Origin of the sequence: Chryseomicrobium palamuruense, from assembly GCF_042649045.1 — a bacterium.
Classification (GTDB): domain Bacteria; phylum Bacillota; class Bacilli; order Bacillales_A; family Planococcaceae; genus Chryseomicrobium; species Chryseomicrobium palamuruense.
Genome location: NZ_JBHSEF010000022.1, coordinates 155,461 through 178,263, shown reverse-complemented (window position 1 = coordinate 178,263; position 22,803 = coordinate 155,461). Strand labels below are relative to the sequence as shown.

20 protein-coding genes and 1 pseudogene are annotated in these 22,803 nt (G+C 43.1%); 15 read left to right on the top strand and 6 right to left on the bottom strand.

The window, feature by feature from the left end:
• Positions 1–167 precede the first annotated feature (167 nt).
• The 5 genes from ACFO0S_RS09255 to ACFO0S_RS09235 are packed head-to-tail and all read left to right on the top strand — an operon-like array spanning position 168 to position 5,178.
• The gene (locus tag ACFO0S_RS09255; RefSeq protein WP_378141637.1) at positions 168–1,019 is read left to right on the top strand and encodes a MurR/RpiR family transcriptional regulator; all 852 of its coding nucleotides are present in this window, start codon (positions 168–170) and stop codon (positions 1,017–1,019) included.
• Positions 1,020–1,025: 6 nt separating this feature from the next.
• Positions 1,026–2,150, top strand: coding sequence for an amidohydrolase (locus ACFO0S_RS09250; RefSeq protein WP_378141635.1), 1,125 nt, complete (start codon positions 1,026–1,028; stop codon positions 2,148–2,150).
• Positions 2,147–2,974, top strand: coding sequence for a GNAT family N-acetyltransferase (locus ACFO0S_RS09245; protein WP_378141633.1), 828 nt, complete (start codon positions 2,147–2,149; stop codon positions 2,972–2,974). The genes ACFO0S_RS09250 and ACFO0S_RS09245 overlap by 4 nt, the downstream gene beginning before the upstream one ends.
• The gene (gene menC, locus ACFO0S_RS09240) at positions 2,971–4,080 is read left to right on the top strand and encodes an o-succinylbenzoate synthase (RefSeq protein ID WP_378141631.1); all 1,110 of its coding nucleotides are present in this window, start codon (positions 2,971–2,973) and stop codon (positions 4,078–4,080) included. Before ACFO0S_RS09245 ends, menC begins: the two co-directional genes overlap by 4 nt.
• A 45-nt stretch (positions 4,081–4,125) precedes the next feature.
• On the top strand, positions 4,126–5,178 hold the full coding sequence (locus ACFO0S_RS09235; protein WP_378141630.1) for a YkvI family membrane protein: 1,053 nt from the start codon (positions 4,126–4,128) through the stop codon (positions 5,176–5,178).
• 430 nt (positions 5,179–5,608) lie between these two features.
• Here the strand turns inward: ACFO0S_RS09235 and ACFO0S_RS09230 are convergent, their stop codons facing one another.
• Together ACFO0S_RS09230 and ACFO0S_RS09225 are read right to left on the bottom strand one after the other, a co-directional pair.
• Positions 5,609–6,607, bottom strand: a complete 999-nt coding sequence (locus ACFO0S_RS09230) for a bile acid:sodium symporter family protein (RefSeq protein WP_378141628.1) — start codon at positions 6,605–6,607, stop codon at positions 5,609–5,611.
• Positions 6,591–7,994, bottom strand: coding sequence for an FAD-binding oxidoreductase (locus tag ACFO0S_RS09225; RefSeq protein ID WP_378141627.1), 1,404 nt, complete (start codon positions 7,992–7,994; stop codon positions 6,591–6,593). Before ACFO0S_RS09225 ends, ACFO0S_RS09230 begins: the two co-directional genes overlap by 17 nt.
• A gap of 102 nt (positions 7,995–8,096) precedes the next feature.
• On the opposite strand from ACFO0S_RS09225, the gene ACFO0S_RS09220 reads away from it, so the two are divergent.
• The 9 genes and pseudogenes from ACFO0S_RS09220 to ACFO0S_RS09180 all read left to right on the top strand — a co-directional run bounded on the left by ACFO0S_RS09220 (position 8,097) and on the right by ACFO0S_RS09180 (position 15,651).
• Entirely contained in the window at positions 8,097–8,798 is a 702-nt protein-coding gene (locus ACFO0S_RS09220) for a FadR/GntR family transcriptional regulator (protein WP_378141626.1), read from the top strand.
• 79 nt (positions 8,799–8,877) lie between these two features.
• Positions 8,878–9,492: a PH domain-containing protein gene (locus tag ACFO0S_RS09215; protein ID WP_378141624.1), complete on the top strand. Its 615-nt coding sequence runs from the start codon at positions 8,878–8,880 to the stop codon at positions 9,490–9,492.
• A gap of 66 nt (positions 9,493–9,558) precedes the next feature.
• Positions 9,559–10,116: pseudogene (locus ACFO0S_RS09210) on the top strand (UTP--glucose-1-phosphate uridylyltransferase); the annotation flags it as partial.
• 261 nt (positions 10,117–10,377) lie between these two features.
• The gene (locus ACFO0S_RS09205; RefSeq protein ID WP_378141623.1) at positions 10,378–11,496 is read left to right on the top strand and encodes an SEC-C metal-binding domain-containing protein; all 1,119 of its coding nucleotides are present in this window, start codon (positions 10,378–10,380) and stop codon (positions 11,494–11,496) included.
• 255 nt (positions 11,497–11,751) lie between these two features.
• Entirely contained in the window at positions 11,752–12,612 is an 861-nt protein-coding gene (locus ACFO0S_RS09200; protein ID WP_378141622.1) for a class I SAM-dependent methyltransferase, read from the top strand.
• 387 nt (positions 12,613–12,999) lie between these two features.
• Positions 13,000–13,542, top strand: coding sequence for a hypothetical protein (locus ACFO0S_RS09195; protein ID WP_378141621.1), 543 nt, complete (start codon positions 13,000–13,002; stop codon positions 13,540–13,542).
• Positions 13,543–13,970: 428 nt separating this feature from the next.
• Entirely contained in the window at positions 13,971–14,270 is a 300-nt protein-coding gene (locus tag ACFO0S_RS09190) for a GGDEF domain-containing protein (protein ID WP_378141619.1), read from the top strand.
• Positions 14,271–14,316: 46 nt separating this feature from the next.
• Positions 14,317–14,661 (top strand): hypothetical protein, encoded by a 345-nt coding sequence (locus ACFO0S_RS09185; protein ID WP_378141618.1) that lies wholly within the window; start codon positions 14,317–14,319, stop codon positions 14,659–14,661.
• A gap of 129 nt (positions 14,662–14,790) precedes the next feature.
• Complete coding sequence (locus tag ACFO0S_RS09180; RefSeq protein ID WP_378141617.1) at positions 14,791–15,651, top strand: DegV family protein; 861 nt, start codon at positions 14,791–14,793, stop codon at positions 15,649–15,651.
• Between the two features lie 1,224 nt (positions 15,652–16,875).
• On the opposite strand, the gene ACFO0S_RS09175 is transcribed toward ACFO0S_RS09180, so the two are convergent.
• The 3 genes from ACFO0S_RS09175 to ACFO0S_RS09165 all read right to left on the bottom strand — a co-directional run bounded on the left by ACFO0S_RS09175 (position 16,876) and on the right by ACFO0S_RS09165 (position 20,420).
• Positions 16,876–18,420 (bottom strand): malate:quinone oxidoreductase, encoded by a 1,545-nt coding sequence (locus tag ACFO0S_RS09175; RefSeq protein ID WP_378141616.1) that lies wholly within the window; start codon positions 18,418–18,420, stop codon positions 16,876–16,878.
• A gap of 215 nt (positions 18,421–18,635) precedes the next feature.
• Positions 18,636–19,133 carry a CarD family transcriptional regulator gene (locus ACFO0S_RS09170; protein ID WP_378141615.1) on the bottom strand — a complete coding sequence of 166 codons (498 nt, stop codon included), beginning with the start codon at positions 19,131–19,133 and terminating at the stop codon, positions 18,636–18,638.
• A 117-nt stretch (positions 19,134–19,250) separates the two neighbouring features.
• On the bottom strand, positions 19,251–20,420 hold the full coding sequence (locus tag ACFO0S_RS09165; RefSeq protein ID WP_378141728.1) for a dicarboxylate/amino acid:cation symporter: 1,170 nt from the start codon (positions 20,418–20,420) through the stop codon (positions 19,251–19,253).
• A gap of 192 nt (positions 20,421–20,612) precedes the next feature.
• On the opposite strand from ACFO0S_RS09165, the gene ACFO0S_RS09160 reads away from it, so the two are divergent.
• Positions 20,613–22,238: a BCCT family transporter gene (locus tag ACFO0S_RS09160; RefSeq protein WP_378141614.1), complete on the top strand. Its 1,626-nt coding sequence runs from the start codon at positions 20,613–20,615 to the stop codon at positions 22,236–22,238.
• A gap of 67 nt (positions 22,239–22,305) precedes the next feature.
• Here ACFO0S_RS09160 and ACFO0S_RS09155 read toward each other — a convergent pair whose 3' ends face one another.
• Positions 22,306–22,644, bottom strand: coding sequence for a YflT domain-containing protein (locus ACFO0S_RS09155; protein ID WP_378141613.1), 339 nt, complete (start codon positions 22,642–22,644; stop codon positions 22,306–22,308).
• Positions 22,645–22,803: the final 159 nt, after the last annotated feature.

Genomic DNA, 22,803 nt, shown 5'->3' with positions numbered 1-22,803 from the left:
TTTTGCTAATTTTAATTTCTTTTTACTCGTAACCTCGTATGTGAATTTTAATATATCCCCTAAAAATTCAGATAACTTATTGATTAAGTAGCAATGCTTATGTTAAAGTACTACTAGGTATTGAAGCGAAAGCTTCAATAAGTGAAATTTGAAGGGAGTGCTTCGGGATGGAAAGTTTGGTTTGTTATATAGAAGAAGTGTTTCCAACGCTCTCAAAATCCCAGCAACGCGTGGCGAAGTTGATCCTCGATGATGCGCAGTTTGTCATGATGCACTCCGCTTCTGAAATAGGAAAACGTGCCGAAACCAGTGAGACGACGGTCATCCGACTTTGTTATACACTTGGTTTTTCTGGGTTTACAGAACTTCAGAATAAATTACGACGAACGCTCGTCGCTCAAAGTTCTCTTGGCAGTTACGTCGCTCGAGCGGAAGAGGACGTGGACACGGATCATTTTGTCAAGAATGAGATGACAGAATTTACTCGCCAACTGGTGGATTTGGCTTCCACAATTGATGAAGAATCGTTCTCTACTGCTACGAAGAAACTTCATGAAGCGAAGCAAATTGTCGTAATCGGTGAAGGCGCTTCCAGGATAGTCGCTGAATGGTTTGGGTTAACGCTATCGATGCTTAGGCCGGATGTGGTCGTCCCTTCCACGGATTCAGTTGCCCTAATCAATTTATACCGACAGACCACCCCAGATACAGTCGTTGTTCTGATTTCTATGCATCGCTACTACAAGGAACCGATTGACATCACACGCCATTTGAAAGATCTGGGGGCAACCATTCTTACCATTTCGGATTCCAAAGTCGCACCTGCTGCTGAATTTACCGATCAACTTTTTATCCTGAATACGCGTCAGCAATCGACGATTGAACTGATTCCGGGCGTAATAGCATTCTTAAATACTCTGGCATCAGGCATGATGCGACATGATCCACCATATTATAAGAAGCAGCGTGAGCAGTTTGAGGACATGCACAGACGCTATATACACACGAGATGGAGCTGATAATAGATGACAAATTCATTTTCTGAGCAAATCAATAAACACTTTACCCGCTTACACGGGAATCCGGAAATTAGCTGGGAAGAAATCCAGACGACGGCGTACTTGAAACATGAACTTGAGAAACTTGGTCTTCATCCCGTCACTTTTAAAGATATCACAGGGCTCTATGTAGACATTGGCACAGGCACACCAACTGTTGGTATCCGAACAGACATCGATGCCTTATGGCAGGAAGTCGACGGGGAGTTCCAGGCAAATCACTCCTGTGGACATGATGGGCATATGACGATGGGGCTTGGGGCAGCACAAATTCTCGCGGCTAAAAAAGATGAGCTTCCTGGTGCGGTCCGCATCCTTTTCCAACCAGCTGAAGAAAAAGGGAATGGTGCGCTAGCTTTGCTTGAGCGTGGTGTTACAGAGCAGCTCGATTATCTTTTTGGAGTTCACGTCCGACCACTGATTGAACTACCAGAAGGCACACACAGTCCGGCCCTTCATCACGGTGCGGCTCGCATGATTCGAGGTAAAATTTCAGGCGTAGAAGCCCACGGTGCTCGTCCGGAAGAAGGGATCAATGCCATTGAGGTCGCTTCTGCCTTAGTCGATGCAATCAAACGGATTTGGATTCAACCAGGTCGTTCCGGTTCTATAAAAATGACGAGCTTGCAAGCTGGAGGGACATCCGCAAACATCATTCCAGGTACAGCGACATTTTCTCTCGACTGCCGAGCGCAACAAAATGACACGATGGATAAATTGATGGATGGTCTTGAGCGCGCAATTCATTCAGTAGAAATCCAATTTGGAGCCACGATTACGACGGAGGTTGGAGCAGCAATTGTTGCAGCACAAGTCAATCCGGACGCTGTAGATATCCTTCGTAGGGCGATCCAATCCGAAGTTGGTGAAAAACGCTGCAGTGATGAAATTGTCACACCAGGGGGAGAAGATTTCCATTATTTCTCCTATCATAAGCCGGCTCTCAAGACGACAATGCTCGGCCTTGGTTGCGGCGTCACACCGGGTCTTCATCATCCGCAGATGACATTCAATTCTGCCTATCTTGAAGAAGGTGCGCGTATTTTGGCGGAAGCGTGCATTCTGGCGTTAGAGGTGGGGAAAACGCAATGATTGTCTTAAAAAAACTAATCACGCGCAGCGAACTCGAAGCTGTCCAAAACCTCGAATTCCTTGTCTGGGATATGCCGACAATTCCGCTCCACCAGACAATGACCGCGGTCAAGAATGGTGGACTTATCATTGGAGCATATGACGGCGACAAGCTCGTCGGTTTTAGTTATGGGTTTGCGGGATTTAGTCATGGAGAGTCGTATCTTTGCTCCCACATGCTTGGCATCCATCCGGACTACCGCTCTCAGAAAATCGGTGAACAACTGAAGCTTCGTCAACGAGAGCTTGCTATTGAGATGGGGTATACGCGGATGAAATGGACATATGATCCACTAGAGACACGAAACGGCTACCTCAATCTGACGAAACTACGGGGCATTTGTGATACATATGTAGTGGATTGCTACGGGGAGATGGAGGATGGCTTGAATTCCGGACTCCCAACCGATCGTTTTGAAGTGCATTGGCACTTGACAAGCGATTACGTGGAAAGTGGAGGGGAGAGACCTATTCCCGTACAGATTGAGCATGAACCCGTTTCTGTCGGTAGGATTTCCTGGAACGGGAAATACCCAGTCCTTGAACCTGCCCTTCCTGATAAATTAGAAGCGGCTGCTTATTCGATTCCTGTCCCAAAAAATTTTCAGGAAATGAAAAAGAACGCGCCGCAGCTTGCGCTCGATTGGCGGATGAAATCACGAGACCTGTTCATAGAACTTTTCTCAAAAAACTATGTTGTCGTAGCGCTTACACAATATGAGGAGTACAACACATACATCTTAGTGCCTATACAGACGCTGCAATTAAAGGAGATTGTCCAATGAAACTAACAGAAGTAACGATGAGACATATGAAAATGCAAATGAAGCATCCATTTACGACGAGCTTCGGAACCTTCCAGACAAAAGAATTCATTTTACTTGAAGCAAAAGAGGAAAGCGGAAAAGTCGGATACGGAGAATCCGTCGCCTTTGATTCCCCTTGGTACAACGAAGAGACCTTCAAAACCAACTGGCATATGCTCGAAGACTTTTTGATTCCGATGCTTCTTGGAAGAGAGCTCTCTCACCCTGATGAAGTCAGTGAACTTTTTTCTACCATCCGCAAAAACAATATGGCGAAATCAACTATTGAAGGCGCTGTATGGGACATCTATGCCCAACTGACGAACCAGTCCCTCGCAAAAGCACTAGGCGGAGAGAAAACGGAAATCGATGTCGGTATCAGTATCGGTATCCAGAAGTCTGTCGACGACTTGATCGAGGTGGTTCGCACACATGTCGAAGAAGGGTACAAACGAATCAAAGTGAAAATCAAACCAGGCTGGGACGTGGACATCATGCGTACACTTCGTGAGACATTCCCAGACACTGCAATCATGGCCGATGCAAACTCAGCGTATCGTTTAGAAGACACAGCTCTATTGAAGCAACTTGATGCATTCAATCTTATGATGATCGAGCAGCCACTTGCGTCCGATGACATCATCGACCATGCAAAATTACAAGCTCAGTTGACAACACCCATTTGTCTCGATGAAAGCATTCACTCGCTGGAAGACGCTCGAAAAGCGATTGAACTAGGTTCGACGAAAATCATCAATATCAAAATCGGTCGTGTCGGTGGTCTGACAGAAGCGAAGAAAATCCATGATTTCTGCATGGAAAAAGGCATACCTGTCTGGTGCGGTGGGATGCTCGAGGCAGGAATTGGCCGTGTGCACAACGTGGCCCTGACCACCCTTCCAAACTTCATCTTACCTGGTGATACGGCGGGCTCGTCTCGCTACTGGGAACAAGACATCATCACTCCGGAAGTGACTGTAGACAACGGTGTGATTCACGTTCCTCAGCAAGCAGGCATCGGCTTTGAACTAAATCACGAAGCAGTAGAGGAGTTTACGGTTTCGAAGAAGACCTATTCTCTATAACTAATCAGCTGACTATTAATAACTTAGATAAGAAAAGGTGATTCTATGAAACGAAGCATACAAATTGCCGGGGCATTCGTCGGCCTCATCGTTGGAGCAGGATTTGCATCCGGTCAAGAAATCCTGCAATACTTTACAAGCTTCGGCTACTGGGGAATCGCAGGAAGTATCCTAGCGACCGCACTATTCGCTTTTTTCGGAATGACCTTGGCGCAACTGGGGTCACAGCTACAAACGACCTCCCATAAAGGCGTGATTTACCACATTGGTGGTCGCTATATCGGTATCGTTCTTGACCTGCTAATCACCTTCTTCCTCTTCGGAGTTGCCGTTGTGATGTTTGCCGGAGCAGGTTCAACGTTTGAGCAAATGTTCGGCATCGATGCTCGAATCGGGAGTATCGTTCTCGTCGTTCTAACCATCCTGACGCTGCTTCTAAACTTGAAGAACATTATGAACTTGATTGCCGCCATCACGCCGTACTTGCTCGTCGTGATTCTCGTCATCCTCGGGTACTCTTTATTTACGATGGACGTAACATTTGGGGAAGCGCACAATCTCGCCATGGATCAGCCATCAGCCGCAACAAATTGGCTACTCGGCGCATTGCTCTACGTTTCTTATAACATCGCTTGTGGGGCTGCCCTGCTTATCGTGATGGGCGGTGCAGAGAAAGACCAGAAAGTCGCTGGAACAGGTGGGATTCTTGGTGGGATTCTCTTAGGTGTCATGATTCTTCTTGTGAACATCACACTCTATGTAAAAATAGATGTCATCGCAGGCGTCGACATGCCTACCCTTGAACTTGCCAATCAGATTCACCCCGTCGTAGGTATTCTCATGGCGATTGCCTTGCTTGGGATGATGTACAACACAGCAGTCGGTATGTTCTATTCGTTCACAGTTCGTTTCGTTGCCGCTGATCACAGATATTTCAAGTTCATTATTATTCTCGTTGGCCTTGCAGGGTACGTCGCAAGCCTCGTCGGCTTTACAACACTCGTAGGTAAAGTTTACTCAACCGTTGGCTACCTTGGCTTCGCACTTATGATTGCCATCCTCATCGCTTGGTACCGCGGAAGAAAACAACCAGCATAGTCAATGAAGATGAAGTGACAACCGTGATCGCCGTTTCCTTTCATTGCGCTAAGCAAACCGGTAGATAGTCCTGATTAGAGCACACCTTAACGAAGAGCCCCGTGCACTTGGCTGATATCCAGGTGAACGGGGTTTTTTTTGAGTTAAGTGTTCTTCCTTTCGTTATGGTCGTTTTGCTAGAGAATGGACCGGGCAAATGCCTCGAACGGACCTGGTAACTAGATAAACGAAAATACCTTACTTTCTATGGACCGGGTAAGAACCTCAAATGGACCTCCCAAGCTTAGAGAATGGCCCCATACTAACCGCTAACACCTTTTAAATATAAAGAAAGACAATGAACTACATCCCATTACTAAATATGAACAGCTAACCAACAAAGAGACCCATTCAGATTCCACCGTATCCAAATAGGTCTCTTTTTATAATGTTATAAAGACGTTTGTGCAGGACGATCTGTAGCCTTTAGTTGTTCATCTAGTTGTTCATCATTTACATCCACTGAATTTGCGTTCTTGGACCAAATTGTCGCCAGAATCGGTCCGGAAATATTGTGCCAAATGGCGCCCCACACGCTTGGTAGAGCCGCAAGAGGGCTGAAGTGAGCCGTAGCAAGTGCCACACCTAATCCGGAATTTTGCATGCCAACTTCAAGTGAAATGGCACGGCGGTCGTCTTCATTTAAACCGAAAGCCATAGCAATCAGGTAGCCGAGCAATAAACCAAAACCATTGTGTAAGAATACCGCGACGAACACCATCCATCCGGCAGACACAACGTTTGGTCCATTTGCTCCAGTGACGACACCTACGATAATCAAGATGGCCGTGACAGAAATAAGAGGGATGACTGAAAGACTCGCTTCCACTGCTTTTGGAGCAATGCGCTGAATCACAAAGCCTAGGACAATTGGTAGGATGATGACTTGAACAATCGATGTGAACATTGCCATGGCATCGACAGGTAACCACTGTCCAGCTAACAATAAAAGAAGGAGAGGGGTCGCAATTGGTGCCAATAATGTGGACAAGCTCGTCATCGCAACCGAAAGCGCAAGATTCCCTTTGGCGAGATATACCATTACATTTGAAGCCGTTCCTCCTGGTACAGAACCAAGGAGAACCAGTCCAGCAGCCAGTTCAGCAGGCAGTTGCAAAAGATACGCGATGGCAAATGCTCCAAGAGGCATGACAACGAATTGCGCGGTAACACCAAGAATCACTGGTACCGGACGTTTCGCCACTATTTTAAAGTCGACAGGTTTAAGAGTAAGGCCCATACCAAACATCACAATTCCGAGTAAAATCGTGATATACCCTCCAAAAACCGAGAAAACCTCTGGTACAAAGAAGGCAAGAAGTGCTGCCGCAATGACCCAAATTGCAAAGTATTTCCCTGCAAGTGTACTTACTTTAGACAATAGATTCATTCACAACTGCTCCTTTAATAGGTAATAGTTTTCCAGGATTTAATATACATTGTGGATCAAGGGTTGCTTTGATTTGCTGCATGATACCAAGCGCTGCACCAAATTCTTCTTCCATATACTTCTGTTTCCCATACCCCACACCGTGTTCACCAGTAGAAGTTCCATTGCGGGATAATCCGTAAGTGACGAGTCGCTCATTATAGACGTCTGCCCGCTGCTTCTCTTCTGGATTAGAGAGATCAATCATCAAGATGACATGGAAATTGCCATCGCCCACATGACCGGTCACTCCTCCAATCAGAGCAAGTTCTACGAGCTGCTCCTGTGCATAGCGAACGGCTCCTGCGAGTTCGGAAATCGGTACACATACATCTGTGACCATCATCTTTCGGCCGGGATACCCGTGAATGAAGGAGTAAGCAAGGTTGTGACGAGCTTCCCATAGGCGATTGCGTTCAGCATGATCCGTGACAAATTCAATCGCATCACAGTCATACATCGCTACAATCTCTTTCATGAACTCGACATCCTGTGCAAGCCCTGCTTCATTACCGTGAAATTCCATAAAGAGCGTCGGGATTTCCGGGTAGGCCGTTTTTTGGTGATGGTTCAGTTGTTTCAATGAAATCTCATCGAGCAATTCGACTCTCGCAATAGGAATACCGGACTGCAGCAAACTGACAACGGCTTGAACCGCATTTTCGACAGAGGGGAACGTGGCGCGTCCCGCCATCTCGTATTCCGGAATCCCATACACTTTCAATGTCAACTCTGTGATACAACCGAGAATTCCTTCTGAACCGACAAAGAGGCCGTTAAGATGAAGTCCGGCTGACGATTTTGCAGCTTTGGAACCCGTATGAATGACTTCACCACTCGCTAAAACCACTTCGAGATCACGCACTTGGTCCCTCATAATACCGTAGCGAACGGAAGTGGTCCCACTCGCATTGGTTGCTGCCATCCCCCCGAGTGTCGCGTCAGCACCAGGATCCACAGTGAAAAACAGCCCGTGTTTTTTTAGTTCACGATTCAATTGACTGCGGGTCACGCCAGGCTGCACTGTAACCAATAAATCGTCGGGTGAGACTTCTAAGACGGCATTCATCTCTGAAAAATCAATGGTTACACATTCTTGGACGGGCACGATATGGCCTTCAAGACTTGTTCCAAGTCCAAACGGAACGACCGGAATGGCATGTGCGGAAGCCGCTTTTAAAATTTGCGAGGTGTCATCTGTTGATCTTGGAAAGACGACAACTTGCGTAACTTGACCTTTATGATACGATTCGTCCACAGAATGTTGCTCGCGAATCGTTTCGTTTTGTGAAATCTGGTCTTTCTGTAAAAACTGATGTAAACTTTCAACAAATGCATGAACTGACATACAAAGGTCCCTCCTAAAGATAATTGGTCCAACCAATTCCATCTCATTATACGCAATTATCTGAATTTTTCAAGACTTACTTTTATAAAGGGAAGTGACGTCATGGGGGAACCTACTCCTAAGTATAAAAGAGTGATTGAAACTGTGATTCAAGAGTACTTACAAGGCAGTTTCGCAATTGGACACAAGTTGCCACCAGAACGAGAGCTTGCTCAAAAATTGGGAGTGAGTCGAACGGGTTTGCGAGAGGCACTTCGGTACTTGGCGGATCTTGGTGCGATTCAATCACGTCAAGGCGGAGGGCATTACTTGCGGGTATCACGTATAGAAGATGCATTAGGGAACCGCGGGACACTTAAACTAGAAGTGGATCCTATTTCGACTGCAGAAATGTTAGAGGTACGGCGAGCCCTTGAATGTGAAGCGGCATTTCTAGCAGCTTCCCAGGCGACGTCATCACAGCTTGCGGAATTAAAAGTGTATTTGTCTGATATGAAACGAGCGACTACCGAAGAAGAGGGAGCAAAGGCAGACATTGGATTTCACTTCACGCTGGTGAGAGCTTCTCATAACCCCTTATTGATCCAAGCTGTAGACGGCCTTGTGCAACAGATGGAACATAATATTCAAACGACACGTAGACGTCGTTTTCATTCGGACGCATCGAGGTATCAGGCGACCTATGAGGAACACGAAGCTATCTACCTAGCGATTTGTGAGCATAGAGCCGAAGAATCCAAGCATCTGATGCTGAAACATTTGAATCGAGCATATCAAGAGATATGGGGCGAAGGGAATAAGTGAAAACGAGTACGTTCCCACTTTTCACTTGCGTCTACAATCTGATATGCTCAGTGTAGAACTGTTGAAAGGTGTGGAGACCATGTTAAAGAAGTTTGCATCAGATGCACTTGGTATCTCTGATATCGGGAAAATTATTGATCCGGGGGATTACGACAAAACCATGTCGGATGATTACGTCCGTCATGAAGATCAAGAAGAGATCTATTTCTTAATCAAGACGAAGATGGATGAGTACTGCTTTACAAACCTTGCTTTAATCCATGTAGACGGGGATAGCGCCGTCTCTTCTAAACGCACATTAAAGCGCTACCCGTATCACCTCCATCTGATTTCAAACGTGGTTCTGGAAACTGCAGGTACCATCGATTTAGATGTTGAAATCAAATTTACGATGGGCGGTGTCGCCTTCGATATCGATGTGGATAAAAAGCAACTGGAGCGTTTAAAAGATTTGTATAAGTCCCTGCTCTACATTGCTGAAGAGGTACAAGAAAGTGAAAAATATTTAGATATGACACGTCGTAGCTTGGATATGGCGGGAAGTGTTTTACAGAGTAGCCGCTCAGAAGAAACCAGCCTATCCGCAGAGTTTGAAAAAATTAATGAATATAGTTTCAACTGGATGAAAGAAAATCACCAGAATTATGTACGGAAAGACTTTGGTGCAGTTTTTAAAAAGTATATTTTAAATTAAAGTAAGGTCTATTCTTGATATTTGCTTCGAGGATAGGCCTTCTTCTAATGAGGGAGAGAGATTCCCTTGAAACCAGTAAAAAAAGCTATCATTCCTGCTGCTGGGCTCGGCACACGCTTTTTGCCAGCGACGAAAGCGATGCCGAAAGAAATGCTGCCTATCTTGGACAAGCCGATGATTCAATACATCATCGAAGAAGCCATTGCTTCCGGCATAGAAGATATTTTAATCTTTATAGGCAAGATCAAGCGGGCTATCGAAAATCACTTTGATTATTCTCTTGAACTCGAGACGCACTTAGCAAGTAAGAACAAATAACAAGAGCTATTTGATGTACAGAAGTCGGATGCTGTAGACATTCATTACGTACGACATAAAGAACCAAAAGGGCTTGGCCATGGCGTGTGGTGCGCGAGGAGGTTCATTGGAGACGAACCGTTCGCCGTCTTACTGGGAGACGATATCATTGAGGCACCTACTCCAGGGCTTAAACAACTAATTCAACAATATGATGTGACAGGTAGTTCCATCGTTGCCGTACAGGAAGTGAACCCTGATGATCGCCATCGTTATGGAATAGTAGAATATTCTTCTCAACTAGAGCGCTTATATCAAGCTGATCAAACGTAGGGCATTTGGCTATCGCAATCTCACTAACTTTTTCATGCGATTGCGTCTGGAACTGGGAAATTAAAATAGCAACCACAAGTTATAGTGATGAACCAGAAAAGAATTGTTCTGGTTTAATTACCAGCACAATTCTTTTCTTTTGTCTGTCACGAAATTGAAACGAGACAGTTATAGGAACGAGTGGCGTTTTAGCTTATAATTGGGAACGGAACTTTTTCGAACGGATGAAATAACAGAAGGTAAGGATGAACTTGTATGACAACTAAGACAGAACTGAAGAAATACCAAAAAGATAAAAAATGGATTCAGCTAACAGGGCCGCTTTCACTCAGTGAGGCACTTCATACCATGACCAAAGATGACCTTGAACATATTCGAAAGTTCATGAATTTAAAAGGTGTCAGTAAACTAAAGAAGGCAGATTTAATCGAGAAGTTAATAGAAGAAAAAGAACAACTGTTTCTTCATGCCCTTGAGATGATGGATCTTGAGCGGTTTAAAGTACTTGAGGAAGCCATTTCCACTGGATATGTATCTACACATCCGGAGCAGCTATCCGTGATTTCATGGTGGAGAAAGACGTCTCTTCTTTTCAGTGGCATACAAGATGAGAATTTCGTGCTTGTCTTACCAACGGACTATCAGAATATGTTAGCCCAAGCTTCAACAGATGCAAAGATGCAGCAAATGCTACGTGAAAATGAAGAGTTTCTGGCAGGAGTAAAGGGGTTGACGGATACTTATGGTGTTCTTCGAATCGAAGAACTTTTCCGTCTCTTGGAAGAACTCGCTCTGGTCCCTGACCGATTGAGTGGTGGTGGAGGAATGCGTTTGCTTCAAGAGTTTGATTCGTATCATGCCTACTATCAGTTACATAATGAATGGATTGCGGATCTGCTTGTGGACGAACCGAAGAAAATGTTGAAACTCATTGATAAGCGAAAAGATATTCCTATGAAAACCTTCTCGAAAGAGGAAATCGTTAATCTTGGGAAATTTGGAGAATTACCAAAGACTAAAGAATTTGAACAGTTTGAAACATACTTGCTTACGACGTTCCAAGTTCCAAAACCGGAAGTTGCGGATTTACTTGCAGAAACTGTGGTGGATATTCGTAATGACTATCCGTTCCAAAAAGTGATGGAACACATTGTCCGTGCCTTTGAGTTTTCTAGCAAAGCGGAAGCGATTGAATTTTCTAGTCAATTGACGAAAGTAATGAACTCCACACCGCGCTGGGCTTTGAAAGGCCATGCCCCTTTGGAGCTCACTCCGGTTCAACCCGGAGCAGCTAGTACGGAAAAAACAGTAGGGCGTAATGAACCTTGTCCGTGTGGAAGTGAGAAAAAGTTTAAAAAATGCTGTGGTAAATAAAATGAGAGCCCGTTTTTCTGTTCAAAAGAAAAATGGGCTCGTTTATTATTTTGATAACACGTCTAGTAAATGCGTATTGAAATTTTCCTTCTCATCCACATTCATTCCATAACCGCTTTTCACAAACGTAACGAAGACCTATGTGGAAGCTTTTCGTGCATCTATTTCGAGAAGTTGAGAGCACATACCTGAGAATTCTTTAGTGAAGGCTGGACGGTCTTATTGTAAATTCTCAAGATCCGAAGTGTAAAATAAATGATATCTTACTACCCAATTAGTGATAGATGGTTTAATAGATATATGGATCAGAAAGGGTTTTATGGAGCTCAAGCCACAATGGAATTCGGAAAGGAGGAGGATGAAATGTGCGTAACACCCTATTATTATTCTCAATTATTACTAGAACAACTTCTTGAAATAAATACTCCTTCAAGGGTAATAGATGTGGGGTGTGGAGGAGGTTGGTTGACACGCGAATTAGCAAAGCATAACCCTGCTATTATGAAAATCGAAGGAATGGATAAACACTATAAATTAATTCAAACATGTAGCTATGAAGCCCATCAGCAAAACCTTGATATTTCTTATCGTATCGAGAATCTTGAAACGATTCCGTCAGAGAAGTATCAGGGTCACTATGATTTGATTACATGCCACAATGTTTTAGGGCATGTACAAAATGCAGAAAGTGAAATCACGAAACTCCTGTCATGGCTGAGAAAAGACGGAGTATTGTCGCTAATTATTGAAAATCCAGCTAGTAGAGGGATTGAGGCATCGATGAAAGAACAATCTATATCATTCAATGAAATAGCGAATAATTATAAGAATCAGAACCTACCTGTAGAGTTTATAGATGCCCGGTCAAAATTAATAGCACGACGCATTAAAACGCATGATCAACGAATGCTGTATAGTTGTGATGATATTGAGAGGTGGCTTCAATCACAAGAAAAGGTTTCATTTGAAATGAGAGGACTCAGTGTCTTTATGGACTATATTATTGATCCGCAAACCCATTCAATGGATCAACTTGCACTTGAAAAGGTGCTAAGTAAAAATCCATCTTGGATGCCATATGCCTATTTCTATCATTTTCAAATTAAAAAAATGTAGCCACTTGTTTACTATCTCGTTCCATTATTATTCTGTTCTTCGTCCACAGCTGACTAATTTACATTCAACCACTCCGTCGCATCTTCAACAGATCTGTTCTTGCACGTGCGAGAGCAGGTCTTTTTTTGGTCTAGCAACACTATACTAGACTATTTTTACCCATCCAAAATAAAATTTTGAAGCATTTTATTACGTGAAAACTTCATTTTAAGGTCATATTTAATCGAAAACGTGCGAAATATGCGGTGAAAATTTCATTTTCGAAGTTGAATACACTTTTTCAACAATTTCATCAAGTGTTATGCTTCGACTACCCAAAGGGAGTAGGTGATGAGCATCGAGGCACGTATTGGTTAATGGAATCTTGTATTGGGAAGGAGGAAAGCGATGACTACACAATTATACCGAGAAGCGGTTCATGTTTTGGAGTTATTAACGCAAGGAAAAGATCCTGTAACGAAAGAAATGGTGGAAGCCACCCATTTTCTTCATGACCCACAAATCTTACGTCCACTCAGTTTTTTACTAGGAACGATTCAGCACGTGAAATCTACGAAAGCGGCAAAAGAATTTATCATTCCGGAAGGGATTCTTGAAGGGCTTCCAGATTGGAAGGGGATCCAGATTGGCGTCAACGAATTTTGTCGGCACGTGAATCTGTTAATCGTACCACTGGGTAGTAAGCAAGTGAACTCGAAGCATCTGTTCGACCGACTGAAGCAGCTAGGTATTCTATCTGAAGAAACAACGGAAGAAGGTGGGAAGCGCACCATTCTCAACGAAACGTCCGAAGCTTATGGAATCTCAACGACGGAACGAAATTTTAAAGGAAGACCGTACACGCAAATCGTCTTCGACGAACAAGGAGTCAACTTGTTAACAAAGATAGTAGAAGAATTATCTCCGCACACTTTGGCCACACCAAAGTAAATTATCGTGACCTGTTCTTAGACTCCTCGCTGAGAACAGGGTGTAAAATAAGACGTACCTTTAAAACTAACTGCAGTAGGGCAGTTTGTACCTATGTTCACAGCATTCCTCTATCTAATGGGTGCAACGCCTGCTGGAATTGACCCTGTTCTCATGGTGTTGTGGATATCATCGCTACTCTATTTATGTGCGATCCGATCATCTCGATTGTTCACAATTCTTCCCGTCGCCAAAGAAACCATTTTTCATACCATGAAAGAAGGCGTACTTGTTCTCGATCAAGAAGGCCACACTGTGGAATTTAATCGTGCAGCCACGAAAATGTTTCCTTTTCTTAGGCCTCGACGATTGGGCGAGCAAATTCAATTGATATGGGAGGAGAACAACCTCCTACTAGAATGGGACCGTTTGAAAGGACAGCCTGAGGAATGGCACTATCGGAATCGTATATACAGTTTGCACTATACGTATATGGAGACGAGGAATTTGTCATTCTTCTTCCTCACGCTACTCAGCAAGAAGGTCTTTATTTAGCAACTACAATTCGGGAACGTCTTGAAAAAAGTCCCGTTGTCCTAACGGACGGAGTATTAAGTATAACAGTCAGCATCGGTATAGCAGAAGGTAAGATGAATCAACCTTCTACTCCAAATCAGTTGATGTCAAATGCCGATAAGGCCCTCTATTCAGCAAAAGATAAGGGTCGTAACCGTGTAGAAGTCTATTAAAAGTGGAACCTGTTCTCAACGAATGTTTGAGAATGGGTTCATTTTTTTGCTACTCGGCGACCGAGGGTTCAACCGTGTCACGAACCTACCCGTGCTCCTACTCGGCGACCGAGGGTTCAACCGTGTCACGAACCTACCCGTGCTCCTACTCGGCGACCCAGGGTTCAACCGTGTCACAAACCTACCCGTGCTCCTACTCGGCGACCGAGGGTTCGACCGTGTCACGAACCTACCCGTGCTCCTACTCGGCGACCGAGGGTTCGACCGTGTCACGAACCTACCCGTGCTCCTACTCGGCGACCCAGGGTTCGACCGTGTCACAAACCGTGTCACGAACCGTGCCACAAACCTTCTTTCATCCTATTCTAAAAAAATCTATCATTATTATTAAAAAAATAGTGGTATTTTGATATGTTCACAAAATGAATAGGATATTTATGCAAATGAAATAAAAAGAATGCCATTTTTAATAGAAATCGCTTACACTAAAATGAATGCAACGAGAGTGGAGAGTGACATAATGAAATTAATGGCTGATTCGACCTGCGATTTATCACAAGAAATCGTCGAGCAATATGATATCTCAATTATCCCTTTGACAGTAACGATAGATGGAAAAGACTACAAAGATCGTGAAGACCTTCGAACGGATGAATTTTTCAAGCGGATTGAAACAAGTAAAGAACCGGCGTCAACCGGTGCACCTAGTCCGTCTTTATATCAACATTATTTTAAAGAAGCAGTAGATGCTGGATATAAGGAGATTCTTGTCATCTGTATGTCGAGTGGTACTAGTGCTTCCTATCAATCAGGTGAACTGGGGAAACAGCAGTTTTTAGATGAAAATCCGGATACGGATGTGGAGATTCATGTCGTTGATTCCAAATGTATGAGTCATGGAAGTGGCTGGCTTGTATTTAAAAGTGCGCAGATGATTGAAAAAGGCGCATTGTTCGAAGAAGTCGTTAATTATGTAGAAGCTTATAAACTTAAAGTGAAACACTATTTATCGGTTGATGACTTGAATCACTTAATTCGTAGTGGACGAATTTCAGGTGCAAGTGCAATTATTGGGAAGTTATTGAACATCAAACCGATCATGACGATGAAGCAAGGAAAAGGTGCAGTGGTTGCGAAAGAACGCGGACGCAACCGCGTACTAAAATATTATGTAGAACAATTCAATAAACGCAACGATATTACACAGACAAACTTCGTGATTATCGGCTACACAACTGACATACAAGTAGCCGAAGATTTAAAAACTAAGATACAACATGAAACGCCATTTGAAGGAGACATCTTTTTGATGCAAATGGGGGTAGCGGTAGCTACACACGTCGGTCCCGGTGGACTTTCGATGTTTTATATGGAGAAATAGAAACAAGACCTGGCATTTGGGTAATTGCCTTAAGAAAATATAATTTGGTACTCATTATTTCCTGGGCATTTTTAGTTTTTTCTAAGGATTGGGTCGTATGTGCTGGTGGGTATACCAAGAATACCATTGGCGAAAATATGGAGTTGGTCGTTCGACTCCACCGTTACTTGGCAGATCACGACGCGAAGAAGCGAATTGAATTCTTTCCAGACCATGTATGCTGGACGGAAGTTCCATCTAGCTTTTCTGTTTTACGCCATATGGATCAGTTATTGAGTTATGAACAAGAGCACTATAACAAATTGCGTCCAATCAGTTTTAGTAACTGGGTAACGACAGACCTACTTAATCATCCTTCTGAACCTCTTGAAGAAGAGGACATGGTGAGCGTGAATCCAAATGTCATTCACTTAAGACAACAGATGCAAGACATCGGACAATTTGCATCGTACCATGTCTACCCTTATCATCCTGATTTTTTTAATGTTGATTTGGCTTATAGCGAATACATTGATCAAGACGGAGATAAAAACAGTTATGCGGGATATTTAAATGATCTACAGCAAGCGCACAACATGCCTGTTCTCATTGCGAAATTTGGAATTCCGGCTTCTCGTGGAGGAACACATATCAATCCGTACGGATGGAATCAAGGGAATGTAGATGAAAAGGCTCAAGGAGAAATCGTTGCAAAATTGTATCGAACCATTCTCGCAGAAGAATACCTTGGAGGAGTGGTGTTTAGTTGGCAAGACGAGTGGTTTAAGCGAACCTGGAACACAATGGACTATGACAATCCGGAACGAAGACCCTATTGGTCCAATCAGCAGACCAATGAACAGCATTTCGGATTGCTCAGTTTTGATTCTATGAAAATACAACCGGATGGAGAACGAGAGGAGTGGCAGGAAGACCCACTGGTGGAATCTGAAGGGTTGGCTCTGGCAGTTACTCACGATGAAGCTTATTTATATATCCGGATTGATGGAATATCAGAACAAGACTATGAAACTCAGTCAGGATTTATTGAATACACCGATGCTACTTCATTAGGACAAGAAGCTAAACCAAATGAGGTGGCGAGCGCTTGTAATTTAGTAAACATTACATCGCTGACTTTAGACACCTTCACTCAGTATGAACCAGAAAACGTCCAAATCTCTAACATTATTTATCCATATAAAAAGCCATTTTCTCACTCTGAGGAAATGGCTTTTGTGTATATCATGTATTTTCTGGTAAAGCTGGTTCAGATACGTGCTGATCTTCTTGACGTTCGATATGCATCTCTGTCAATTTTAATGTGCGCGCAGTTGAATTCAGTAAATCGAAGAAGAGTTCACGGTTTTCAGAAAGAGAAATTCCATAAGATGGCACCATCTCTTTCACTTGTGGTTCCCATTCTTCCACGAATTCTGGGAAGCAACGCTCTAAAACTTCGAGCATGACGTGAACAGCCGTTGAAGCACCAGGTGATGCACCAAGTAGAGCTGCGATGGAACCATCTGAAGCCGTTACTACTTCTGTTCCGAATTGAAGTGTCCCTTTACCGCCTATTTCTGTATCTTTAATGACTTGCACACGTTGTCCTGCTACAACAGTTTCCCAATCTTCAAGTTTAGCATCCGGAATGAATTCACGAAGTTCTTCGACGCGTTTTTCATTAGATAACATCACTTGTTCAATCAAGTATTTTGTTAGTGACATTTCTTTCGCACCTGCTGCAAGCATGGTGAACACATTGTTCGGCATTACTGATTTGATTAAGTCTAAGTTGGAACCAGTCTTTAAGAATTTCGGTGAGAAACCTGCAAATGGTCCAAACAATAAACACTTCTTGCCATCAATATAGCGCGTATCTAAGTGTGGCACAGACATCGGTGGAGCGCCGACTTTTGCTTTTCCGTAGACTTTCGCATGGTGTTTCTCAACGATTTCCGGGTTGTTACACACAAGGAAGAGACCACTTACTGGGAACCCACCGATATTGCGTGATTCCGGGATACCTGATTTTTGAAGTAAGTGAAGGCTTCCGCCACCACCACCGATAAACACGAAATCTGCTTGGTGATATTCCCATTTTTTGTTTTCTTGGTTGGTCACTTTAACTTCCCAGCGACGGTCATTGAGACGGGTTAAGTTATCTACACGGTGATTGTAGTTAAGTTCAACATTTTGTCGCTCAAGATGATCAAATAGCATACGAGTTAAAGCACCGAAGTTTACGTCTGTTCCCGTGTCAATTTTCGTAGCAGCAATAGGCTCTGAATCGGTACGATTATTCATGATAAGTGGAATCCATTCAGCAAGTTTCTTCGGGTCATCAGAGAATTCCATTCCTTCAAATAAAGGATTGTCTTTCAACGCTTCAAACCGTTTTTGTAGAAACTCAACGTTCGCTTCCCCTTGTACCATACTCATATGAGGAATGGGCATAATGAAGTCCTCAGGATTTTTGAGTAGACCTTTTTCGATTAGGAAAGACCAAAATTGTCGAGATAGCTGAAATTGTTCATTCACTTTAATGGCTTTTGTAATTTCGATGGAGCCGTCTTTTAATTGAGGCGTGTAATTTAGTTCACACAAAGCAGCGTGACCTGTCCCTGCATTGTTCCATTCGTTGGAGCTCTCAATTCCTGGCGCATCTAGTTTTTCGAATACTTTTATGTTCCAGTTGGGAGCAAGTTCCTTTAAAATCGCACCAAGGGTCGCACTCATGACACCGGCGCCGATTAAAATAACATCCATCTTTGTTTCATGGCTTTTCATGGCTTCATTCCACATCCTCTAACATAATCGTTTCTTAAGTTGATTCAAAAAAAAAGCAGGTTCTCCCGCAACCTGATGGGGAACATACTTCATGATTTATATACGTACAAACTTTATTATACGCCTGCTAATAGACAAATTTCTACTATTATTTACGATGCGTCTGAGCAATACAAAAAAACTCCCACATTCCGAGATGGAAGAGGGAGATTTAGTCAGCTTGCCATTCGTTCGGAAATTCGTTCACGAATCGTGTCTACAGAGCAACTATAACAAGCAGCAAGTTCTTTGAAAAGAATACGAGTGGCATTATCTAATAGCTTTCTGTCATTATCTTGCATTCGATTTTGATTCACTGCGGGATCATTCTCACGATGAAGATAGGAGAGTACGAGGTGAGCGATATTCATTCGGTCCCCACTATTGATGGCTTCCAAAAATTTACGGTGACGCTGTGTAGGATGATCTGGCCATTCACCAGCTGGGCCACTAAAGATTTCCATGATTTTTTCTGCTTCTGCAATCTTAAGTAATTCAAGCATCGATACCTTGTCGTTGTCGACCGGTGTCATGATGGTCATTTTAAAGTTGCTTTCCATTGGTTGGAGCACATAATACAGTCGTGTGGTTCCGTTGATCGTCTTCTCACAAATATCTTCGACTCGACACATGCCTTGAGACGAATAAATCATTAGGTCACCCACTTGAAACATTAAAAAAGACCTCCTCAAATTACGTACATACACTTTAGTATATCAAAGTTTTTTGATTTTGTCACTTTTCCTAAGGAAAAGGCCCTTCTTGTCAAATAAGAAAGGGCCTGCTAATTACTATGCAGTCATTTTATTTCCCGTTAATCGGTTAACTAGGACCGTTAAAGCACCGTCGCCTGTTACGTTAGTGGCTGTACCAAAGCTATCTTGCGCTAGGTAAAGAGCAATCATAAGAGATAACATCGTTTGATCGAATCCTAACATCGTTTCCAGTAAGCCAAGTGCTGCCATAACCGCTCCACCCGGAACGCCAGGTGCTGCAATCATCATAACTCCTAAAAGTAAAATGAATGGGAAAAGCTCCCCGATTGCCGGCGTTGTGCCCGTTAGAAACATTACACCCATTGCACAACTTACAAGTGTGATGGTGCTACCTGATAAATGAATGGTTGCAAACAACGGAATCGAGAATTCCGCTACTTTCGGATTCACTCCTGTTTTCTTTGCAGAGTCTAGAGTGACTGGAATTGTCGCCGCAGACGATTGAGTTCCAAGCGCTGTAAAATAGGCCGGTAACATTTTACGAAGTAGCTTAAATGGGTTTTGGCCACTCGCAGCACCTGCGACTGTGTATTGTAGAAGTAACATTGCAATATGCAATGCAATTATTACAATAAATACTTTTGAGAACACAACAAGAATCGACTGAACTTGGCCACCATATGTCATGTTCATAAAGATTCCTAAGATATGAATCGGAAGCAATGGAATAATAATATATGTGATAACCTTTTCAATGATTCGCTGAAAATCATCTAGAATGTTACGCAATGCAACCCCGTTTGTTGCTGAAATCCCAATCCCTAAAATGAAAGAAAAAATAAGAGCACTCATGACACCCATAATCGGAGCCATTTCAATTGTAAAAAAACCAGACTGTAAAAACTCTTCCGGATTTTCAAGGTTAATCAATTGTTGATTTTTCACAAAACCCGGTAGGAGGAAACTACCTACTACAAACGCTAAGAAACCTGCAACAATCGTTGAGATATAGGCCGTTGTAGTTGTCAGACCTAACATTTTTCCGGCACCTTTCCCCATATGTGCAATACCTGGTGTAATAAATCCGATAATAATCAATGGAATAGCGAAGCTTAGAAAGGCACCAAAAATACCGTTGAATGTGGCAAACGTGCGAATAAACCACTCTGGCATAAAAGATCCCAGTAGTACGCCAAGTGCAATCGCTAAAATGATACGAGGCAATAGACCGAACTTAATATTCATCTTCATACGTCCTTCCTAGAAACACATTTGTTTTTCATGGAAGTATCATATCATAGAAAAATAAATTCAATTAATTTTTGAAAAGGTAGAATAATTAGATAGAATCATCATCCCACAATTAGGCGTCTACTGTAATCTTTGTTACACTAAATAGGTAATAGGAATGAAAAAAATAGAAATGAGGGGACTTCGATGAAACAAAAACTGATTGATTGGCCCACATTTATTGGGTCATTCCTCTTGCTTATGGCTGTCGTGTTGCCGCTCATCCTGTTTCCTGAAGCGGGGAGAGAGTATGTAGGCATCGCCAATACGTTTATGACCTCTAATTTTGGAGTCCTCTACTTAGCGATGGGATTACTTGTATTTTTCTTTTTGATTTATGTCGCTTTTAGTAAAAATGGACACATCAAATTGGGGGAAGAGCAAGAAGAGCCTGAATTTAATACGTTTTCCTGGGCAGCTATGCTCTTTGCTGCGGGAATTGGATCAAGTATTTTATATTGGTCTGTCATTGAGTGGGTGTACTATTATCAAGGCCCCCCGTTTGGATTAGAACCTGAATCAACGGATGCCATTGCGTGGGCAACAGCATATGGTATGTTCCACTGGGGACCAATTGCCTGGGCGATCTATACAGTTCCTGCGCTACCGATTGCCTATTTCTTTTATGTTCGAAAAAGGAATGTACTAAAGATAAGCGAAGCCATTCGGCCGGTTCTTGGGAAATGGGTGGACGGTCCAGTAGGTAAAATCATTGATATCCTCTTTATCTTTGGTTTACTTGGTGGAGCAGGAACGACACTTGCACTAGGAACGCCGATGATTGCAGAAGGGGTTAGTTATCTGACAGGGATTCCAGTCACACTCGGCATGCAGGCAATTATTATGTTGATTTGTACGGTCATCTTTGCCATCAGTTCGGCATCTGGTCTGAAAAAAGGAATCAAAGTGTTGAGTGATCTAAATATTTGGCTTGCACTATTTATTTTAGTGGTCGTATTAATCTTTGGACCTACACGGTTTATTGTTGAAACAACATTTAATGGAATTGGATTAGTTCTCGATAATTTCTTCCGCATGGCTACTTGGGTGGAACCATTTGGCAACCTAGGAGGTTTCACGGAAACTGGGTTCCCGGAAGCTTGGACCGTGTTCTACTGGGCCTGGTGGTTAGTGTATGCTCCATTTGTTGGGCTATTTATTGCACGCATCTCGAGAGGACGAACGATTCGTTCGATGATTTTTGGAACGATGATTTACGGTACACTGGGATGTATGTTGTTCTTTGGTATATTCGGGAATTACGGACTGCACCTTCAGTTGTCAGGTCAGTTTGATGTCATTTCCTTCATGAATGACAATGGGCCAGCTGCAACGATCATTGCAGTCGTTGCTCAACTGCCATTTGCGTATCTCATGGTCATCGTATTTACGGTGTTGTCGATTATTTTCCTTGCGACGACGTTTGATTCTTCTTCCTACATTTTGGCATCCGTTGTACAGAAGTCTGTGGATGGTGAACCTATCTTATGGAATCGACTCTTCTGGGCATTCACGTTATGTATATTGCCGCTGTCATTATTGTTCTTAGGTGGCTTAGATACTCTTCAAACCGCAAGTATCGTGGGTGGATTCCCACTCATCTTCATAATGTTCTTGTTAGCTTGGTCGTTTATGCGTGCGTCCAATCGAGACATTGAAGCATCAGATGACTATGAATCTCCAACAATTTACTTAAAACTTCGTCCTAAGAAAAAGAAACGGACGCCGCTAGACGCATTAAAAGATTCGAATCCGAATCGCCCGAAAGAATAAGAAAAGCCGGGACGACACCTTAAGAGTGGCGTTCCGGCTTATTAAGATAGGATATATACGCTACGCACTAATAGGGACGATGTCCAAATTCTCGATCCGCGTATAACAAGTGCTTTCCATTTGTAACATCATCGTAATATTGTCTTCTTTCATCTTCCTCAAAACTCATCCGGTTGAATTGCTCATCCGTTTCGTCTCCAGTCACAAATTCTTTAAACTTTTCCCATAAGGACTCTTTCTCGTGTCCTTCATGTTCCCCATTGTGGCCACGATAGATGCCCATCCGGTCATCGCGTTTTGACATGATGTACATGTCCTCATCTGTATAACCCTCTGCACGTAATCGATCCATTTCAGTCTGAAGGTCCTGCTCATTGTCAAACGTTCGATAATAACGGTTTTCCATGATTATTTGCCTCCTTAAATTTTGGTTGAAATGTGTTACTGTGCTGCCATTCTTTTCATTCCACTTTTTTCCCTTCTTAAAACGTAATTACTTAAAAACGGGAGAAAATTCCTATTTCTATAAAGGTGTTGTTTCCTTGCATGAGGTTTAGTTCTACTG

Coding starts and splice junctions, on each gene's coding strand:
- ACFO0S_RS09255 (WP_378141637.1), top strand. CDS start 168: ATGGAAAGTTTGGTTTGTTATATAGAAGAAGTGTTTCCAACGCTCTCA.
- ACFO0S_RS09250 (WP_378141635.1), top strand. CDS start 1,026: ATGACAAATTCATTTTCTGAGCAAATCAATAAACACTTTACCCGCTTA.
- ACFO0S_RS09245 (WP_378141633.1), top strand. CDS start 2,147: ATGATTGTCTTAAAAAAACTAATCACGCGCAGCGAACTCGAAGCTGTC.
- menC (WP_378141631.1), top strand. CDS start 2,971: ATGAAACTAACAGAAGTAACGATGAGACATATGAAAATGCAAATGAAG.
- ACFO0S_RS09235 (WP_378141630.1), top strand. CDS start 4,126: ATGAAACGAAGCATACAAATTGCCGGGGCATTCGTCGGCCTCATCGTT.
- ACFO0S_RS09230 (WP_378141628.1), bottom strand. CDS start 6,607: ATGAATCTATTGTCTAAAGTAAGTACACTTGCAGGGAAATACTTTGCA.
- ACFO0S_RS09225 (WP_378141627.1), bottom strand. CDS start 7,994: ATGTCAGTTCATGCATTTGTTGAAAGTTTACATCAGTTTTTACAGAAA.
- ACFO0S_RS09220 (WP_378141626.1), top strand. CDS start 8,097: ATGGGGGAACCTACTCCTAAGTATAAAAGAGTGATTGAAACTGTGATT.
- ACFO0S_RS09215 (WP_378141624.1), top strand. CDS start 8,878: ATGTTAAAGAAGTTTGCATCAGATGCACTTGGTATCTCTGATATCGGG.
- ACFO0S_RS09205 (WP_378141623.1), top strand. CDS start 10,378: ATGACAACTAAGACAGAACTGAAGAAATACCAAAAAGATAAAAAATGG.
- ACFO0S_RS09200 (WP_378141622.1), top strand. CDS start 11,752: ATGATATCTTACTACCCAATTAGTGATAGATGGTTTAATAGATATATG.
- ACFO0S_RS09195 (WP_378141621.1), top strand. CDS start 13,000: ATGACTACACAATTATACCGAGAAGCGGTTCATGTTTTGGAGTTATTA.
- ACFO0S_RS09190 (WP_378141619.1), top strand. CDS start 13,971: ATGGCACTATCGGAATCGTATATACAGTTTGCACTATACGTATATGGA.
- ACFO0S_RS09180 (WP_378141617.1), top strand. CDS start 14,791: ATGAAATTAATGGCTGATTCGACCTGCGATTTATCACAAGAAATCGTC.
- ACFO0S_RS09175 (WP_378141616.1), bottom strand. CDS start 18,420: ATGAAAAGCCATGAAACAAAGATGGATGTTATTTTAATCGGCGCCGGT.
- ACFO0S_RS09170 (WP_378141615.1), bottom strand. CDS start 19,133: ATGTTTCAAGTGGGTGACCTAATGATTTATTCGTCTCAAGGCATGTGT.
- ACFO0S_RS09165 (WP_378141728.1), bottom strand. CDS start 20,420: ATGAATATTAAGTTCGGTCTATTGCCTCGTATCATTTTAGCGATTGCA.
- ACFO0S_RS09160 (WP_378141614.1), top strand. CDS start 20,613: ATGAAACAAAAACTGATTGATTGGCCCACATTTATTGGGTCATTCCTC.
- ACFO0S_RS09155 (WP_378141613.1), bottom strand. CDS start 22,644: ATGGAAAACCGTTATTATCGAACGTTTGACAATGAGCAGGACCTTCAG.